Origin of the sequence: Nocardia sp. NPDC056564, from assembly GCF_042793755.1 — a bacterium.
Lineage (GTDB): Bacteria > Actinomycetota > Actinomycetes > Mycobacteriales > Mycobacteriaceae > Nocardia.
In genome coordinates, this window is sequence record NZ_JBHTUR010000019.1 from 139,256 (window position 1) to 156,825 (window position 17,570).

Consider the following 17,570-nt stretch of genomic DNA (forward strand, 5'->3'; position numbering starts at 1 on the left):
CTGAAAACCATGACGAGGCTTGGCAGACAACAACTTGAACTCTAACAGTGGCACCGGACGAGCTTTCACTCGTCCGGTGCCACTGGTTGTCAGAGTACCGTCAGCCCAGCTCGGTGACAGTGCCACCGGCCGCAGTGATCTTTTCCTTGGCCGCGCCGGTCACCTTGTCGACGGTCACCTGGACCGCGACGCCGATCTCGCCGTCGCCGAGGACCTTCACCAGCTGGTTCTTACGAACCGCGCCGGCCGCCACGAGCTCGGCCTTGCCGATCTCGCCGCCCTCGGGGAAGAGCTTGGCGATGATGCCGACGTTCACGACCTGGTATTCCGTGCGGAACCGGTTCGTGAAGCCCTTGAGCTTGGGCAGCCGCATGTGCAGCGGCATCTGCCCACCCTCGAAGGCGGCGGGGACGTTCTTGCGTGCCTTGGTGCCCTTGGTACCACGGCCCGCGGTCTTACCCTTGGAACCCTCACCACGGCCGACCCGAGTCTTCTCGGTCTTGGCACCGGGCGCGGGACGCAGGTGATGCAACTTGATGGTCATGTCAGACCTCCTCAACTGTCACGAGGTGGCGCACGACATTGATGAGTCCCCGGTTCTGCGAGTTGTCCTCGCGAACCACGGTCTGCCGGATCTTGCGCAGACCGAGCGTGCGCAAACTGTCACGCTGGTTCTTCTTGGCGCCGATCGTGCTCTTGATCTGGGTCACCTTGAGATCTGCCATTACCTGGCACCTCCCGCAGCCTGGGCGCGCGCACGCAGCATGCCCGCAGGGGCAACGTCCTCGAGCGGCAGGCCACGGCGAGCCGCGACCTCTTCCGGACGCTGCAGCATCTTGAGCGCCGCAACGGTCGCGTGCACGACGTTGATGGCGTTGTCGCTACCGAGCGACTTCGCCAGGATGTCATGGATGCCAGCGCATTCCAGCACGGCACGGGCCGCACCACCGGCGATCACACCGGTACCGGGCGAGGCCGGACGCAGCATGACCACACCGGCCGCCGCCTCACCCTGAACCGGGTGGACGATGGTGGAGCCGATCATCGGGACGCGGAAGAAGCTCTTGCGAGCCTCCTCGACACCCTTCTGGATGGCCGCGGGAACTTCCTTGGCCTTGCCGTAGCCGACGCCGACCAGACCGTTGCCGTCACCGACGATCACGAGGGCGGTGAAGCTGAAGCGACGACCACCCTTCACGACCTTGGAGACGCGGTTGATCGCGACGACGCGCTCGAGCTGGTTCTTCTCGGCCTGCTGGTCGCGACGGTCGTTGCCGCCGCGCCGGTCGCGGCCACCGCCGCGCTGGTTGTCGCCGCCACCGGCGGCACCATTCTGCTGTCCGGCGGGTCCGTTGCCGCCGTCACGCCGTTGACGTCCCGGCATCAGACGTTCCTTCCGTTGGTCTTGATCATCAGAACTTCAACCCACCTTCGCGAGCAGCGTCGGCGAGCGCCGCGATGCGGCCGTGGTAGTCGTGACCACCACGGTCGAACACGACGGCCTCGACGCCGGCGGCCTTGGCCCGGGCGGCAAGCAGTTCGCCGACCTTCTTGCTCTTGGCCGACTTGTCGCCGTCCAGCGCGCGCACGTCGGCCTCGATCGAGGACGCGGCGGCGATGGTCTGGCCGATCGAATCGTCGATCAGCTGCGCGTGCAGGTGCCGCGAGGAGCGGTTGACCACCAGGCGCGGACGCTCGGTGGTGCCGGCGACCTTCTTGCGCAGACGGAAGTGACGGCGGGTCTTCGACAGACGACGCGTCGTGGACACGTCCTTGCCGCGCGGCTTGCGCTTGGCGATCTGGTTTTCGGTTTGCGCCATGATCACTTACCCGTCTTTCCGACCTTGCGGCGAACGACCTCGCCGGCGTAGCGGATGCCCTTGCCCTTGTACGGGTCGGGCTTACGCAGTCCGTGGATCACAGCGGAGATCTGACCGACCGCCTGCTTGTCGATTCCGGACACGGAGAACTTGGTGGGCGATTCCACCGCGAAGGTGATGCCCGCCGGGGCCTCGACCGGCACCGGGTGGCTGTAGCCGAGGGCGAACTCCAGGTTCGAGCCCTTGGCCTGCACGCGGTAACCGACACCGAAGATTTCCATCTTCTTCTCGTAGCCCTTGGTCACGCCTTCGACCATGTTGGCGACGAGGGTGCGGGTCAGGCCGTGCAGCGAGCGGTTCTGGCGCTCGTCGTTCGGGCGGACGACCTCGAGCTGGCCGTCCTCACCCTTGGAGATGGTGATCGGCTCGGCGACGGTGTGCGTCAGGGTGCCCTTGGGTCCCTTGACCGACACCTGCTGGCCGTCGATGGTGATTTCGACGCCGGCCGGAATTGCGATGGGCTTCTTGCCAATACGCGACATTTGTCCTACCTCCCCTTACCAGACGTAGGCGAGGACTTCCCCGCCTACACCTTGCTTGGCCGCCTGGCGATCGGTGAGCAGGCCGGTCGACGTGGAGATGATCGCCACGCCGAGGCCGCCCAGGACCTTGGGCAGGTTGGTGGACTTCGCGTACACACGCAGACCCGGCTTCGAGACGCGGCGCAGGCCCTGCAGGCTGCGCTCACGGCTGGGGCCGTACTTGAGGTCGACGACCAGGGCCTTGCCCACGGTCGCATCCTCGGTCCGGTAATCGGCGATGTAGCCCTCGCGCTTGAGGATCTCGGCGATGTTCGCCTTGAGCTTCGAGTGCGGAGCCTTCACCTGATCGTGGTACGCCGAGTTGGCGTTGCGCAGACGAGTCAAGAAGTCCGCGATCGGATCAGTCATGGTCATGGTTAGACCTCGACACCTTTCTCGCTACGGTTCCCATGCAACACCGCCATGTCCAAGACATGCCGATCGTGGGCCTACAGCAATTGGGCTGGTCCGGCCGACGCTTGCCGACCGGATGAGTTCTCGAAACGAGTTCTCAGTGCCAGGGACCGGCCGCAGGTGTCTGGTCAGTCACTGCACACAGACCTGCGGACACAGAGGTGCCCAGGCAACCGGTCTAGTGTAGACAACCCCCAGCTGACGGCCAAATCCGGGGCCGTGACCCCGCACACCCGCCTCCGCCTGGAAGTACCGGACCCCGCACAGCTGCATCGACTCGACCTGAATCCCGAGAAGAAGCTGCGCAACCCCGGCCGTCACCTGCGCCCGCGGAACCCGCATCGTTGGCACCGATTCAACCACCGCAACCAACCAGACCTGGGCATATCCCCATAGCCAGCGGTGAGCAGCACCCAACGGGACATGATGGCGTCAAACGTCGAGTAGACGCTCCACCATGTCCCGTTCGACACACCTTATAGCCCTGATGGTGTCCGAAAAAGAATCTATTCCGCAGCGACAGCGTCTCCCCTGGACCGCTGCTCACATCTGCTGCCGCCTCGTTTGCCCCCAGCAATGAGGGATAGAACAGGTTAGTTCCGGCGAAGAATCTTCCCGCACCTCTGCCCAGCAACTCCAGGAACGCAATATATTCGTCCGGAACCGGAAACCCGTCCGGGGCCGCAGTTACAATCTCTGCGACTCGTCGGCGGTACATCCGGAAATGTCGTCAACCGCCGCAAGACCCAACTCGACCAAGTCTCGACATACGGATCTCATCGCCGCAACATTTTCCGCACCGGCCATACGTCGCATTCACCTCTCGACTCGAGGTCGCAGATTTTCTTGTCGCGAGCCTCTCAGTAAGACATCGAGTTCATTCACCCTCGCCGATTCGGAACTCCGGATCAGCGTCGCTGCGAATCCTGATGTTTCCCCAGTCACCGTTCACCGAGTAGACCCCCTCTGAACCGGTCAATGAATCAATGTTACCCAGATCCTCGACGCCCGTAGCATCGCTATATTTTTGGGCCGACCGATCGAGCCACTCGACACTGCGAACCTCAGTGAATACGAGTTCGCCACCAATATAGCAGTACTGTTCACCAGGCGCAGGCGAGTGGTAGCGAAGATGCTCAGGCGTCAAGACCGCTTCGAGCACAAACCTGACCTCAGCAGAACCCTCGACAATATCCAGAACATAACTGTCCGCCAAATAGATACCAGAAAGGCTCGGATAGTCACCGCGACCCCATTCCAATGAAGGGGACTGACCGGATGCAGCCACTGGATGCCTCATGACTCTATTCAATCACGGAAATGTCGAGCGTAAACCATTCTCGGGGGAGTTCCGATTTGAATACAGAATCGACTTCTTCGTAGCTCATCACCAGTGGATGCGAGAATCGCACTGCGTCGATTTCCCCGAGACGACCGCGGTCAACGACCTCGTCATCGACATAGAGAATTCTATCCGAATACTCGCTGGCGGGATCCGCTTTTTCCAATCGCACACGAGAGTCGACACCTTCTCGGTACCATCGAATGCCGGGTGCCGCGGCACGAAGCTGCCCGGTATATGGCACCCCTCCCATCAAACAGAGCAGATATTTTTCCATATCCTCGAATCTGCGCAGCTCGCCGACCGGGCTCGGCAGATCTCGCTCATCCTTGGTAAGCAGCCACGCATCGCCCGACTGCGTAACGATCCACTTCAGCCCGCCGATCTCCAAACAAAGTTGGCCATCGTTGAATCGTGGCGGGTTGGCGAGCCAGAATTCGTACTCAGGAGCCGCTCCCGGAATTCGCGCTACGCCGATATCTTTTCCTGCGCTCCGCAAAGCGGCCGCCTGCCACTGATACCAGCTACGCACTACCCTCTGCATCTCCGAAGGAAACGACCGAAGATCCACCGCTGCGTGCGCCAAATGATCCACCCTTCTCCGCTTATGAAAGCTCGAAATCATACCGCCGACTATGGAATAAGATACCCACAGTCTATTAAGTCCTGTACACTTCCGTCGACCTCGGGGCTCTTCGACTTCAGAATCCTATATTGGATCCCACCCCCCTCTTCACCGAACCACGTAGCAACCTTGGACTGCTCAATAGACCACCCTGGCGGCAATCTTGCTCCAGGTGCTACTTCGTACGTGTTATATGCCTTGGTTGCGAGTGTGTCCGGTGGCAGCGAACGTGCGGTGAGCGGAGTCCCTTCCGGCGACAGCCAAGACCCGTACTCCGATCCATATCGATCTATTTTCGTCCCTGCCGGAAGGTCGACATCGACCTTTGTTCCAGGAACTGCGTAATCCGCACCCGGATACTTCCAGTTTCCCGGAGATCCGTACTTCGCCACGTATTCCGCGTCCGTCAGGCTCTCGCCGGAAGGATAGGTCTTCTTTGCCCCCAGTTTGGGGGACAGCTTATTTCTCAGGCGCTCATACAGGTCCTTGACGGCCTGCTTGCCCTTTGCCATCGCGGCCTTCGCATCGGCGGCAAGTCCCTTCAGCTGCAAGATTTTGCGCGCCCGCCAGGCGGTGACGGCTTCTTTGATCTTCACGGCCCATTTGCGGGCTGATTCGGCGGCTTTGGCGCCGGCGATCAGACCGCCGACGCCGGTGAGGCAGGAGGCTATGACGATGACTGCCACGTTGAGGGCGGCTTCTTCGATGATGGATTCGATGAAGCCCTTGATCTCGTTGCGGAGTTCGACGATCGATTCTTTGTAGTCGAGGCAGGTTTTGCTGATCTGGGTGCAGGTGGTGAGGAGTTGTCCGATGGACGTCTCCAGGGTTTTGAGGTCTTCGCGGACCTGTACCGCGTCCTTGGACGTCACGTCGTCGAAGAGGCCGGCGGCGATGGTGATTTTGTCTTTGGCGTTGGTGTTCTGATAGATCGTGCCGAGGCGGTCCCAGGCGTCGGCCGCCTTGGTCAACGTGTCGGTGTCGCCGTCGGGGAGCGGGCAGTTGATGGCGTCGAGCACTTCGATGGAAGTCTTCGCCAAGCCTTGCGGAGTACCGCCCGCGGCCGATGCCGGGAGGGCGTAGGGGCCGAAGGTCACTGTCGATGCGGAGTCGGCCGGTCTTTCCGGCTGTGCCGTACCTTTCAGCGCGGCATCGGATTTGGCGTGTTCGAAACCGAGGTCGTTGAGGGCGGTGCCGTAGGCACGCAGGGTCGAAAAGGTCTGGTCGAAGAACGAGACGGCGTCGCGCGCCGACTCATCGTAGGCGGCGGCCCAGGCGCGGCCGTCTTCGTCTCGCCCTGCCATCTGCCCGCAGCTGTTGAGCTCGCCGAAGACGTATTTGAAGCTGTCGTTCAGCGCTGCCGCGGCATCGAAACAGTTGATCGCGGCCTGGTAGTAGACCTTCGGATCCACCTCGAGCTTGCTCATACGCCGAGAATCCGCAGGGTCTGGGATGACGCATTGGTGTAACTGTCGTGGGCGGTTTTCAACGCCGTTTCCAGAGCCGCCAGCCCGTCCTGCATATCGGTAACCCCAGCCACCCATTCGGCGTGGGCATTGCTATAGGCCACGGCGGCCGCGCCACCCCAGACGCCTTCCACTTCTTTGGCCTTCGCCTCGAGTTGCGCCAGCCGATCGGCGACCGCGGCCTTGTATGCGCGCATGCGGGCGGCCAACTCTTCGAGCTTGTCGAGGTCGACGGAGAAGGCGGGGGTATCAGCAGTCATGAGATCGGCCCCCGGTTCACGGCAAGTCCAGCGAACTGATGCCGGAGGCGAACGACCGGTCGGCCGTCTGCAGCGTCTCCGCGGTCGCGCCCAACTTTTCGGCCAGCTCGAGCAACGCGTCCCACACCTGGTCGGCTCCCTCATGGAACTCATCCCACGCGGCGGTGAACGCGTCCGCGTTGTTCCCCGCCCAGCTGTCGGTCGTGGCCTTCGTGTCGGTGACCAGCGACGAATACCCGGACTTCATCTCCTCCGCGATCTGGTACGCCATGCGCCCCAGCGCTTTCACCTGTTCGGGCTCGACCGAAAGCGACGATTGATCTCCCATGGACGACCCGCTCCTCTCGACAACGGCTCAGGTGCTCCGTGCTTACTATGACGCGCCAGGTACCGCCTCGGTTCCGTCTGATTCAGCGCCCCCGTCCACGGCTGGTGTAATGCCGAACGGCAATCGTGCAGCACAGTAGATGCAACAAAGCCGCAATGCGGCCCTACGCGGGGGCTCTGCCCGAAACAAGGTCACCCTGCTGCGATCCAGCAACCTCGATAGGACATCTCAGCGAACCTCACGTGACCTCTGTCGGCCGGGTGGCGGAGCTGCACATACTACGTAGGTGCTCGTGACCGGGCCGTAACACTCCGGACCTGAGTCACGGTGTAGTCAAGGAACCATCTGCAAGATCGTCGAGAAGGGACCGCGGGTGAACGTCCTGGTCGAAATGACCGCCCTGACTCTGAGCCGCCCCACTGCCGGGGCCGGCGACATCGAGCGTGCGGCCTGGTACGAGGCCAAAGCCAATCTGCATTCGTACCTCGCCGGGCAAGGCGGCGCCGACGCCGCGCGGGAAACCGCGTTGGCAGTCAGCGCCCACCAGCGCTCGCTGGAATTGCTGGGCCAGTTGAACTGACGAAGTTACCGACAACGCACAAAGGCACGGCCTCCACTGGAGACCGTGCCTTTGTTCGGTTCTACCCTGCGCTCACGAGGAGGGCAGGCTCACCAGGAGCTCTTGTGCACGCCCGGCAGCTCGCCGCGGTGCGCCATCTCGCGAAGGCAGACACGGCAGAGGCCGAACTTGCGGTAGACCGCGTGCGGGCGACCGCAACGCTGGCAGCGGGTGTAGGCGCGGACGGCGAACTTCGGCTTGGCCTCAGCCTTGATCCGCAGTGCTTTCTTGGCCATCGTCAGTTCTCCTTGAACGGGAAGCCGAGGTGCTTGAGCAGGGCGCGGCCCTCTTCGTTGTTCGTCGCGGTGGTCACGACGGTGATGTCCATACCGCGCGGACGGTCGATGGAGTCCACGTCGATCTCGTGGAACATCGACTGCTCGCTGAGGCCGAACGTGTAGTTGCCGTTGCCGTCGAACTGCTTCGGCGACAGGCCGCGGAAGTCGCGGATACGGGGCAGCGCGATGGAGACCAGGCGATCCAGGAACTCCCACATGCGATCGCCACGCAGGGTGACCTTCGCACCGATGGGCATGCCCTCACGCAGCTTGAACTGCGCGATCGACTTGGTCGCCTTGCGGATCTCCGGCTTCTGGCCGGTGATCAGCTCGAGGTCCTTGACCGCACCGTTGATGAGCTTCGCGTCCCGGGCGGCGTCGCCGACACCCATGTTCACGACAACCTTGACCACGCCCGGGATCTGCATCACGTTGGCGTAGTCGAACTCGCTGTTCAGCGCGTCCTTGATCTCGGCCCGGTAGCGCGCCTTCAGGCGCGGCTGGGTCTGCTCAGAGGTAGTCATGTCAGATGTCCTTCCCGTTGTTACGGGAGATCCGGACCCGCTTGCCGCTCTCCTCGTCGGTCCGGTAACCGACGCGGGTCGGCTTGCCATCGGAGTCGACGATCATCACGTTGGACACGTGGATCGGAGCTTCCTGGGTCACGATGCCACCCGAAGAGGCGCCACGCTGGTTGGTGGAGTTCGCGACGTGCTTCTTGATCCGGTTGACGCCCTCGACCAGGATCCGGTTGCGCTCCGGGTAGGCCTGAATGACCTTGCCCTTGGCGCCCTTGTCCTTACCCGAGATGACGAGCACGGTGTCGCCCTTGTGCACCTTCATGTCAGAGCACCTCCGGGGCCAGCGAAACGATCTTCATGAACTTCTTCTCGCGCAGCTCACGGCCGACCGGGCCGAAGATGCGCGTGCCACGCGGGTCGTTGTCCGCCTTGATCAGCACGGCCGCGTTCTCGTCGAACTTGATGTACGAACCGTCCGGGCGACGGCGCTCCTTGGTGGTGCGCACGATGACGGCCTTGACGACCTCACCCTTCTTGACGTTGCCACCGGGGACAGCGTCCTTCACGGTAGCGACGATGATGTCGCCGATACCGGCATAGCGACGCGACGAACCACCGAGAACGCGGATGCAAAGGATTTCCTTCGCGCCCGTGTTGTCGGCGACGCGCAGTCGCGACTCCTGCTGAATCACTTCAGCTCCTCCTGGACCTGGATGTATACGCACGCCGGATTGCCGACCCGACGGGCATGGTCAGTTGCCCTCCGGACGCGCGCCTGCCAGCGGTTTCGTGGATCCGAATGTGCAACTCGAGAACCAACCACTGGGGGTTCACTGCCGAATTGCGGGCATAGCTCCCGCAGGCAACTGGTCCAGTGTAGGCGAACCCGCAGGTCGGCCCAAATCGGGGGTCTCGGCTACCTGGCGAGCGTCCGCGCGGGCGCTACCCTCGGACCGAGCAAGATCAGCAAGGAGAAGCACCGTTCGGCTCGACCGTACCGAAAAGGGGATGCTCTTGAGCTCGTCCGCTCGTCTCGATCGCCGCGCCTTCCTGCTCGCCCTCGCGGCTGTGCCCGCCGCGGCGACGTTGGCCTCCTGCGCGCAGGATTCGCAAGCCTCGAACGTCCGGCTCACCGGCGTCGACCTGGCCGGGGCGAACCCGGCGATCCGCCCGCAGGACGATCTCTACCGGCACGTGAACGGGGCCTGGCTGGCGCAGTATCGGCTGCCACCGGACAAGTCGTCGTTCGGTTCCTTCGACGAGGCGAACGACCGCACCGAGCAGCAGCTGCGCGGCATCGTCGAGGGCATCCGCGATCCGAAGGCCGGTTCGACCGAGCAGCAGATCCGCGATCTCTACGACGCCCGGCTCGATCGCGACACGATCGAGCGGCTCGGCATGACACCGGTCGCCGACCTGCTGGCCGCGATCGACGGCGCGAAGACCAAGCCGGAGCTGGCCAGGGTGATGGGCGCGCTGCCGATCGCCGGCCTGATCGGGTTGCAGGTCGTGGTCGATCAGAAGAACTCCGCCAACTACATCGCTCAGGTCAGCCAGTCCGGCATCGACGCCAATCTGGACGAGCAGTATTACCGCAAGCCCGAGTACGCCGAGCAGATCGCGGCCTACCGGACGTATCTGGAGCAGGTTGCCGCCGGCGCGGGACTCGCGGATCCGGCCGGCACCGCACAGCGGGTGCTCGACCTGGAGACCAAGATCGCCGCCGGGTTCTGGGACAGCGTCCGCGATCGCGACCCCGACACCACCTACAACCCGGTCACCTGGGCCGAATTGGTCGCGCTCGCACCGCAGTTCGACTGGGATGCGTGGCTGGCGGGCAGCACCGACCGGCCGAAGCAGCTGTTCGGCAACCTGGTGGTCCGGCAACCCTCGTTCGTCACGACCGCGGGTCAGCTGTGGGCGGACGTCCCGATCGAGCAGTGGCAGGAGTACCTGCGCATCGGTGTCGTGAAGGAATTCGCCCGCTACCTGCCCAAGGCGATCGCCGACGCCACGTTCGAGTTCGTCGACAAGACGCTGCAGGGCCGGAACGAGCGCCAGGAACCGTGGAAGGACGGCCTCGACACGGTCGACGCCAACCTCGGCGAGCCGTTTGGCAAACTCTATGTGGCCAAGCACTTTCCGGCGTCGGCCAAGGATCGGGCCAAGGCGCTGGTGGCCGACCTCATGGCCGCCTACCGGCAGGACTTCACCAATTCCTCGTGGATGTCGCCGACGACCAAGACCGCCGCGCTCGCGAAGCTCGACAAGATCGTCGCGAAGATCGGCTACCCGGACAAGTGGATCGACTACTCCGGGGTGCGGATCACCAGGGGCAAGCTGGTCGAATCCGTCCGCGCGGTGAGGACTTTCGAGCTGGCTCGGGCGTTCGGCAAGCTCGGCACGCCGGTTGACAAGACCGAATGGGGCTTCCCGCCGCAGACGGTGAACGCCATGTACGACCCGAACGCCAACCAGATCACCTTCCCCGCCGCCATCCTGCAGGCGCCGTTCTTCGACGCCGACGCCCTGCCCGCGGTGAACTTCGGCGGCATCGGCGCGGTCATCGGCCACGAGATCGGGCACGGCTTCGACGACCAGGGCGCCAAGTACGACGGCGACGGCAATCGGCGCGACTGGTGGACGCCCGAGGACACCGCCGCGTTCAAGGCCAAGACCGAGCAGCTGATCCAGCAGTACGACGCGCTGACACCACAGGGCCTCGATCCGAGCAAGCACGTCAACGGCGCGCTGACCGTCGGCGAGAACCTGGCCGACCTGCGCGGACTGCAGATCGCCCTGGCCGCCTATCGCGCGTCCGCCGAGCGCGACGGCAAGCAGCCGGATCTGGAGACGGTGTTCCTGTCCTGGGCGCGGATCTGGCGGCAGCAGGCGACCACGCAGACCAAGGAGATGCTGCTCGCCAGGGACGTGCACTCGCCCAACGAGTTCCGGGCCAACCAGGTGGTCCGCAATATCGCCGACTACTACTCCACCTTCGGGGTCGTGGCGGGTGACAAGCTGTTCCTGGCGCCGGACCAGCGGGTCACGCTCTGAGATGGACAGCCGGGTAGCGCCGGCGGCGGGTAGCCTCGGGCGAACAAATCGCGCCTGACGAGGATGCGGCGGGACCGCATCGGGAGAGGAAATCCTCGTGACACGTCTCGGACACCTGGACCGTCGTGCCTTCCTGATCGCGCTCGGGGTGGTGCCCGCCGCTGCCGCGCTGGCGTCTTGCTCGAGCGATACCGAGGCGGCGAGCAAGCCGCTCGCCGGTGTGGACATGGGTGGTGCGGACCCGGCGATCCGGCCGCAGGACGACCTGTACCGGCACGTCAACGGAAAGTGGTTGCGCGACTACCAGTTGCCGCCGGACAAGGTCGCTTTCGGCTCGACGAGCGAGGCGGCCGAGCGCACCGAGCAGCAGTTGCGCGAGATCATCGACGGCATCAAGGATCCGAAGCCGGGATCCGAGGAGCAGCAGATCCGGGATCTGTTCGACGCCAGGGTGGACTGGGACGAGATCGAGCGGCTCGGCATGACCCCGCTGGCCGGGTTGTTCGGCAAGATCGACGGCGCGGCGACCAAGGCGGACCTGGCCAAGGTGATGGCCGAGCTGCCGATCGCCGGCCTGATCGGCATCGGCATCGGTACCGACCGGAAGAACTCGAACGCCTACATCCCGTCGGTCGGGCAGTCCGGGCTCGGGCTCGGCGAGCAGTACTACCGCAAACCCGAATACGCCGACGTGCTTGCCCAGTATCGAATCTTCTTGGGGCGCATCGCCGCCGGTGCCGGGCTGCCCGATCCGGAGGGCCTGGCCCAGCGCGTGTTCGACCTGGAGAAGCGCATCGCGCCCGCGCACTGGGACAACGTGCGCACGCGCGATACCGACGCGACGTACAACGTGTTCAGCTGGGCCGACATGGTCGCGCTGGCACCGGGATTCGACTGGGATCCGTGGCTGGCGGGCAATACCGACCGGCCGCGCGAGCTGTTCTCGACGATGGTGGTCGGCCAACCGTCGTTCATCACCGCCGCCGGTCAGCTGTGGACCGAGGTCGACATCGCCACCTGGCGTGACTATCTCAAGATCAGCGTGATCCGGGACTTCGCGCCGTACCTGCCGAAGGCCGTCAACGACGCGAACTTCGAGTTCAAGGGCAAGGTGCTCAACGGGCAGGAGGAGCGCCCCGATCGGTGGAAGTACGGGGTCGGGATCGTCGACGACAAGCTGGGCGAGCAGCTCGGAAAAGTGTACGTGGACAAGTACTTTCCGCCCGAGGCCAAGCAGCGGGCCAAGGAGATGCTCGACGATGTCATCGCCGCGTACCGGGACAACTTCACCAACTCGACGTGGATGTCCCCGGCGACGAGGGCCGCGTCGATCGCGAAGCTGGACAAGATCGATCCCAAGATCGGTTACCCGGACAAGTGGGTCGACTACTCGCAGATGAAGATCACCAGGGGCAAGCTGATCGAATCTCTGCTGTCCATCAACACTTTCGAGTCAAAGCGCGCGTTCGCCCGGCTCGGCACCCCGGTCGACAAGACCGAATGGGGGATGTCGCCGCAGACCGTGAACGCCTACTACTCGGCGTCCTCCAACCAGATCGTGTTCCCGGCCGCGTATCTCCAGCCACCGTTCTTCGACAAGGACGCGCAGCCCGCCGTCAACTTCGGCGCGGTCGGCTCGACCATCGGCCACGAGATCGGCCATGGCTTCGACGATCAGGGCTCCAAGTACGACGGCGACGGCAACCGGAAGGACTGGTGGACGCCCGAGGACAAGGCCGCCTTCGAAGCCAAGACCAAGCAGCTCATCGATCAGTTCAACGTTCTGGTGCCCGAGGGCCTCGACCCGAGCCAGCACATCAACGGCGAACTTACCGTCGGCGAAAACCTCGCCGACCTGCGCGGCCTGCAGATCACCCTGTCCGCCTTCCGCATCTCGGAGAAGCGCCGCGGCGTCGACAACCCCGACTACAAAACCTTCTTCCTCTCCTGGGCCCGCAGCTGGCGGGAGAAGCAGACCAAGGAACTGACGGTCCGCTACCTCGCCACCGACACCCACTCCCCCGCCGAATTCCGCTGCAACCAGGTAGTCCGCAACCTCACCGAGTTCTACACCACCTTCGACGTCAAAGAAGGCGACAAGCTCTTCATGCCCGCCGACCAGCGCGTCACCTTCTGATTCCCGCACACCCCTCGTCTTCCCGCACACCGTTTCGTCGGCGATTCGGTGTGCGGGAGATAGCCGGATCAGCGAACGGGGACGGGGACCAGGTGTTCGGCTTCGGCGAGTTCGGCTTGTTCGTCGTGGACGTATTTGTTGCCCGCGAAGAATGAGGCGGCGGCGGCCAGGAACATCATGATGGCGGCGGCCACGAAGACGACCACCAGGCCGGTGTGGAACGGACCGGTGAGGAGGTGGGGGAAGAATTCCTGGCCGGTGAGGGTGTCGGCGTTGACGCCCGGTTTGGCCAATTCGCCGGTGGGGCCGAGCAATTCCTGGATCGGGTTGTAGCCGAGGAACGCGGCGAACATGCTGGCTACCGGGGGTAGTCCGGCGACCTCGGCGGCGGCTCCCGCGGAGACGCCCTGGGCGCGCAGACCCGCGTCGAGGGCCGAGGGCAGGCTGGCGGCGAGGCCGACGACCATGAGCGAGAAGAAGATTCCCATGGACAGCGCGTTGCCGCCGTTGAACAGGGTGCCGCGCATGCCGGAGGCCGCGCCCCGCTGGGCGGCGGGCACGCTGGACATGATGGCGGCGGTATTGGGCGAGAAGAACAGTCCGCTGCCGATGCCGTTGAGCAGGATGATCGCGGCGAACACCCAGTAGTTGAAGTCGACCGGGACGACCAGCAGCAGCAGGAACGTCACGCCCGCGATCAACGCGCCGCCGGTGGTGAAGGGGCGCGAGCCGTAGCGGTCCGACAGCCAGCCCGAAATCGGTCCGGCGGCAAGGAATCCCACGGTCAGCGGCAACAGATAGATGCCGGCCCACAGCGGCGTCGACTCGAAGCTGAAGCCGTGCAGTGGAAGCCAGATGCCCTGCAACCAGATGATCAACATGAACTGCATGCCGCCGCGCCCGATGGAGACCATCAGGTTGCTGAAGTTGCCGAGGCCGAAGGCCCGGTTACGGAACAGCGCGAGATGGAACATCGGGTCGTCGACGCGGCTCTCCACCACGCAGAACACACCGAGCAGCGCGATACCGCCGATCACCGAGCCGAGCACCCACGGGCTGGACCAGCCGGTGGCGTGCCCGCCGTAGGGCTGAATGCCGTAGGTGATGCCGGTGAGCAGCGCGGTGAGCCCGAGCCCGAAGGTGATCGTGCCCGCCCAGTCGACCTTGCCCTTCGACCGGATGCCGACCTCGTGCAGCGAGCGATACGACCAGAACGCGCCGAGGATGCCGATCGGGACGCTCACCCAGAACACCGCGCGCCAATCCCATTCCGACAGCACGCCGCCGATGAGCAGGCCGAGGAACGAGCCCGCGACCGCCGCCACCATGTTGATGCCGAGTGCGGTCCCGCGCTGCTTGGCCGGGAAGGCGTCGGTGAGGATGGCGGTCGCGTTCGCGGTCAGCATCGCGCCGCCGACACCTTGGATGACGCGCCAGACAATGATCCACATGGCGCCCGCGCCACCGTGGAACGGATCGAAGGACAGCGCGAGCGCACAGAACGCGAACACCGCGAAACCCAGGTTGTACACGCGCACTCGGCCGAACAGATCGCCGAGCCTGCCGAACATGACGACCAGCACCGCCGTCGCGAGCAGGTACCCCATCAACATCCACAGCAGGTAGCCGACATTGCCCGCGTCGAGCGGGTTCAGTCCGACACCGCGGAAGATCGCGGGCAGCGAGATCAGCACGATCGACGAGTTGATCGCGGTGAGCAGCACCCCGAGCGTGGTGTTGGTCAGCACGATCCACTTGTAGTGCGGATGGTCCCGGTCGTAGCGCTGCCTGCGGCGGATGGTCGAAACCTCGCCGAGGTCGAGATCGGTGGATGGAGACGTCACAGCACAGCCCCTCACAGATGGTTATCTCCGCAAACTATATAGTTAGCCGATGTAACGATCAAGACCGATCGGTGTGATCTGTTCCCGGAACGGCCTGGGTCGACGGGGTCAGCGGGATCGATCGGCCACCCACGCGCGGGACAACGCGAGCAGATTGCTGAGTTCGGTGGTCCGGTCGCCCGCCGGAAACCGAACGGCCCGGCCCGGATTGGCCGGCGGCGTCCCGCGCCGTTTCAGGCGGGCGGCCTCCGCGATATCCCTGGCGTAGGCACGGAGGTCGGAGGTCCCGGCGGCGCTCGGATCGGGCACGTACTGCTTCAGATGCAGGAGGGCGTCCCGGATTTCGACCGTCATGCGGTACAGGCGCGCGCTCGAGCCCCGACGATCCTCGCGGTCGGGCGTCAGCACCACCTCGGGCACGGCCGTCGTGAGGTCGTGCCACAGCGGGTGCAGCCGGCGGCACCATCGGCTTTCCCGATCGAGACCCGCCCGCACGAGCACCGCGCTGACCAGCGGCATCGATATCAGCGCGGCGAGCAGCGCCAGCATGGCGAACGAACCCACCGCCCAGGCGGCGCCCAGATCCTGTGGCGATGCCCCGGACACCGTGTGCAGTGTCCGATACGTCGACGCACACACGGTGTAGCAGGCGACGGCGAGCAGGGCCCAGTAGGTCAGCGTTTCCCCGGCGGTCGCGGCGGCGGCCCGGAGTTCGCGAATACACGCCCGCGCGAGCGACACCGCGATCGCGATGAGGAGGACATCGACGGCCACCCACAGCAGTCCGTCCCAATCCACCACCAGCATCGCCGCCGGGAACAGGCCCGCTTCGCCGGCCACCGCGCAGAGCAACACCACGACTGCGGCCGACGCGGCCACCGAATCGTAGGCGCGCTGGCGCTGCCAGGTCGTCCGCTGGTCCGCGCCGCCGAGCAGGGCGATGAACCCGCAGGTGTTGGACAACGTCAGGAAACCGATGGCCATGAAGACGCGCTGCCCCACATCGGGATAGCCGATGCCCGCCACCGCCGCGTAGCCGGCCACCGCCCCGATATCCCAGGTCAGTGCGCGATTGATCACGCGATCGGAGAGCGTTTCGTTGACCAGCCACCAGCGGCCGCAGACGATCGCCAGCACGAAAGCGCTGACGATGGTGGTGAATACGGGCGGTGCGGAATTCATCGGGTGGACGGCCAGTCGCGGGCCAGGCCGAGCAGCATCCCGAGCTCGGCGGAACGGTCCAGCGGGCGGGGTGCGGGATCGATGGGGCGCTTCGCGGACGCGACCGCACCGCGCGCCTTCGCGCGTGCCGCGCTGGCCATCAGCAGCGCGTAGCGCTTGCGATCGTCCTCGAACAGGGGACGGATCGCGGTGTCCTCGGCTAGGTCGGGCAGGTACGGGCGCAGTTGCAGCAACGCGTCCCAGATCTCGACCGTCATGCGATAGCGCCGGTGCGCGGAGTCCTGGTCCGCCGAATCGTCGGGCGGCAGAACCACTTCCGGTACCGCGGTGGTGAGTTCCTGCCACATCGGACCGAGGCGGCGGCAGTGCCTGCCCGCGCGATCCCACCCGGTGCGGGCGAGCAGCACGTCGACCAGCCGGACCGAGATCAACAGCGTGAGCAGGAAGAAATTGACCAGAATGACGACGACCCACGCCGCGCCCGGTTCCGCCGGCGGCGCCCCGGAAACCGTTCGCACGCTGCCGATCAACGACCCGACGGTCCAGTACCCGGCGAGCAGGAGCAGGGCGGAGTACAGGAACATCTCCCGGATAACCAGGTCGCCCTTGCGCAGTTCCCGAACGCAGACCCGAAGGATCAGCAAGCCGGCGATACCGCCGTAGACCTGGGAGACCGTCCACACCGCGGTGGACCAGCTGAACGGCAACAGGTGATCCAGGACGGGTTCGGCCAGCAGCACCGAACCCGCCGCGACGGCCGCGATCGCGTCGTAGACGGGCTGCCCGCGGCGAGCTTCGTAACGGGCCGTCCCGTCGAACAGCAGTCTGGCGAACCCGTAGGCCTGCGCACCCGCCATCAACCCACAGCCCATGAACACCCGCTGCGCCAGGTCGGGAGCCCCCGCGCCGGTGACGACGCCGTGCAGCAGGAACCCGGCCAGCTCCCAGCTGAACAACCGGTTGATCAGCCGATCCATGCTCGTACTGTTCGCGAAGAACCATCGCCCGACCGTGACGATCGCGGCGAACACACCGATCGACAGCACGAGCCAAACAGGTACAGAATTCATCGCCGGTGACACTAACCCGCGCTAGC

Annotated in this window: 21 protein-coding genes; 3 read left to right on the forward strand and 18 right to left on the reverse strand. The window is 64.8% G+C overall.

The genetic code is table 11. The annotated features are described in order from the left end of the window. Positions 1–100 precede the first annotated feature (100 nt). The 11 genes from rplO to ACFQ9K_RS35185 form a co-directional block, all read right to left on the reverse strand. Complete coding sequence (gene rplO / locus ACFQ9K_RS35135; RefSeq protein WP_378713351.1) at positions 101–544, reverse strand: 50S ribosomal protein L15; 444 nt, start codon at positions 542–544, stop codon at positions 101–103. 1 nt (position 545) lies between these two features. Beyond that, entirely contained in the window at positions 546–725 is a 180-nt protein-coding gene (gene rpmD, locus ACFQ9K_RS35140) for a 50S ribosomal protein L30 (protein WP_150404110.1), read from the reverse strand. Further along, entirely contained in the window at positions 725–1,384 is a 660-nt protein-coding gene (rpsE, locus tag ACFQ9K_RS35145) for a 30S ribosomal protein S5 (RefSeq protein WP_107654159.1), read from the reverse strand. The genes rpmD and rpsE overlap by 1 nt, the downstream gene beginning before the upstream one ends. A gap of 28 nt (positions 1,385–1,412) precedes the next feature. Beyond that, positions 1,413–1,820 carry a 50S ribosomal protein L18 gene (rplR, locus tag ACFQ9K_RS35150; protein WP_378713354.1) on the reverse strand — a complete coding sequence of 136 codons (408 nt, stop codon included), beginning with the start codon at positions 1,818–1,820 and terminating at the stop codon, positions 1,413–1,415. 2 nt (positions 1,821–1,822) lie between these two features. Then, complete coding sequence (gene rplF, locus ACFQ9K_RS35155) at positions 1,823–2,362, reverse strand: 50S ribosomal protein L6 (protein ID WP_378713355.1); 540 nt, start codon at positions 2,360–2,362, stop codon at positions 1,823–1,825. A gap of 15 nt (positions 2,363–2,377) precedes the next feature. Beyond that, complete coding sequence (gene rpsH, locus ACFQ9K_RS35160) at positions 2,378–2,776, reverse strand: 30S ribosomal protein S8 (protein WP_069161946.1); 399 nt, start codon at positions 2,774–2,776, stop codon at positions 2,378–2,380. Between the two features lie 916 nt (positions 2,777–3,692). Continuing rightward, positions 3,693–4,115: a hypothetical protein gene (locus ACFQ9K_RS35165; RefSeq protein ID WP_378713357.1), complete on the reverse strand. Its 423-nt coding sequence runs from the start codon at positions 4,113–4,115 to the stop codon at positions 3,693–3,695. Positions 4,116–4,119: 4 nt separating this feature from the next. Then, positions 4,120–4,782 (reverse strand): hypothetical protein, encoded by a 663-nt coding sequence (locus ACFQ9K_RS35170; RefSeq protein ID WP_378713359.1) that lies wholly within the window; start codon positions 4,780–4,782, stop codon positions 4,120–4,122. A gap of 8 nt (positions 4,783–4,790) precedes the next feature. Beyond that, positions 4,791–6,209 (reverse strand): TNT domain-containing protein, encoded by a 1,419-nt coding sequence (locus ACFQ9K_RS35175; RefSeq protein WP_378713361.1) that lies wholly within the window; start codon positions 6,207–6,209, stop codon positions 4,791–4,793. Then, on the reverse strand, positions 6,206–6,508 hold the full coding sequence (locus ACFQ9K_RS35180; protein WP_378713363.1) for a WXG100 family type VII secretion target: 303 nt from the start codon (positions 6,506–6,508) through the stop codon (positions 6,206–6,208). The genes ACFQ9K_RS35175 and ACFQ9K_RS35180 overlap by 4 nt, the downstream gene beginning before the upstream one ends. Before the next feature lie 16 nt (positions 6,509–6,524). Continuing rightward, the gene (locus tag ACFQ9K_RS35185) at positions 6,525–6,836 is read right to left on the reverse strand and encodes a WXG100 family type VII secretion target (RefSeq protein ID WP_378713365.1); all 312 of its coding nucleotides are present in this window, start codon (positions 6,834–6,836) and stop codon (positions 6,525–6,527) included. A gap of 373 nt (positions 6,837–7,209) precedes the next feature. Between ACFQ9K_RS35185 and ACFQ9K_RS35190 the strand changes: the two genes are divergently transcribed. Beyond that, positions 7,210–7,416 carry a hypothetical protein gene (locus tag ACFQ9K_RS35190; protein WP_378713367.1) on the forward strand — a complete coding sequence of 69 codons (207 nt, stop codon included), beginning with the start codon at positions 7,210–7,212 and terminating at the stop codon, positions 7,414–7,416. Positions 7,417–7,505: 89 nt separating this feature from the next. Here the strand turns inward: ACFQ9K_RS35190 and ACFQ9K_RS35195 are convergent, their stop codons facing one another. From ACFQ9K_RS35195 to rplN, 4 genes are read right to left on the reverse strand one after another with little or no spacing between them, the layout of a single operon-like run. Further along, complete coding sequence (locus ACFQ9K_RS35195; protein WP_040731429.1) at positions 7,506–7,691, reverse strand: type Z 30S ribosomal protein S14; 186 nt, start codon at positions 7,689–7,691, stop codon at positions 7,506–7,508. A 2-nt stretch (positions 7,692–7,693) separates the two neighbouring features. Next, complete coding sequence (rplE, locus tag ACFQ9K_RS35200; RefSeq protein WP_150404096.1) at positions 7,694–8,257, reverse strand: 50S ribosomal protein L5; 564 nt, start codon at positions 8,255–8,257, stop codon at positions 7,694–7,696. Between the two features lies 1 nt (position 8,258). Further along, the gene (rplX, locus tag ACFQ9K_RS35205) at positions 8,259–8,576 is read right to left on the reverse strand and encodes a 50S ribosomal protein L24 (RefSeq protein WP_150404095.1); all 318 of its coding nucleotides are present in this window, start codon (positions 8,574–8,576) and stop codon (positions 8,259–8,261) included. A gap of 1 nt (position 8,577) precedes the next feature. Next, positions 8,578–8,946, reverse strand: a complete 369-nt coding sequence (gene rplN, locus ACFQ9K_RS35210) for a 50S ribosomal protein L14 (RefSeq protein ID WP_107654146.1) — start codon at positions 8,944–8,946, stop codon at positions 8,578–8,580. Between the two features lie 316 nt (positions 8,947–9,262). Here rplN and ACFQ9K_RS35215 point away from each other — a divergent pair, with 316 nt between their 5' ends. Both ACFQ9K_RS35215 and ACFQ9K_RS35220 read left to right on the forward strand, forming a co-directional pair. Next, the gene (locus ACFQ9K_RS35215) at positions 9,263–11,311 is read left to right on the forward strand and encodes a M13 family metallopeptidase (RefSeq protein ID WP_378713368.1); all 2,049 of its coding nucleotides are present in this window, start codon (positions 9,263–9,265) and stop codon (positions 11,309–11,311) included. A gap of 97 nt (positions 11,312–11,408) precedes the next feature. Continuing rightward, complete coding sequence (locus ACFQ9K_RS35220) at positions 11,409–13,448, forward strand: M13 family metallopeptidase (RefSeq protein WP_378713370.1); 2,040 nt, start codon at positions 11,409–11,411, stop codon at positions 13,446–13,448. Positions 13,449–13,516: 68 nt separating this feature from the next. Here the strand turns inward: ACFQ9K_RS35220 and ACFQ9K_RS35225 are convergent, their stop codons facing one another. The 3 genes from ACFQ9K_RS35225 to ACFQ9K_RS35235 all read right to left on the reverse strand — a co-directional run bounded on the left by ACFQ9K_RS35225 (position 13,517) and on the right by ACFQ9K_RS35235 (position 17,544). Further along, positions 13,517–15,292, reverse strand: a complete 1,776-nt coding sequence (locus ACFQ9K_RS35225) for an MFS transporter (protein WP_378713372.1) — start codon at positions 15,290–15,292, stop codon at positions 13,517–13,519. A gap of 108 nt (positions 15,293–15,400) precedes the next feature. After that, positions 15,401–16,474 carry an MAB_1171c family putative transporter gene (locus ACFQ9K_RS35230; RefSeq protein ID WP_378713374.1) on the reverse strand — a complete coding sequence of 358 codons (1,074 nt, stop codon included), beginning with the start codon at positions 16,472–16,474 and terminating at the stop codon, positions 15,401–15,403. Then, positions 16,471–17,544, reverse strand: a complete 1,074-nt coding sequence (locus tag ACFQ9K_RS35235; protein WP_378713375.1) for an MAB_1171c family putative transporter — start codon at positions 17,542–17,544, stop codon at positions 16,471–16,473. The genes ACFQ9K_RS35230 and ACFQ9K_RS35235 overlap by 4 nt, the downstream gene beginning before the upstream one ends. Positions 17,545–17,570 lie beyond the last annotated feature (26 nt).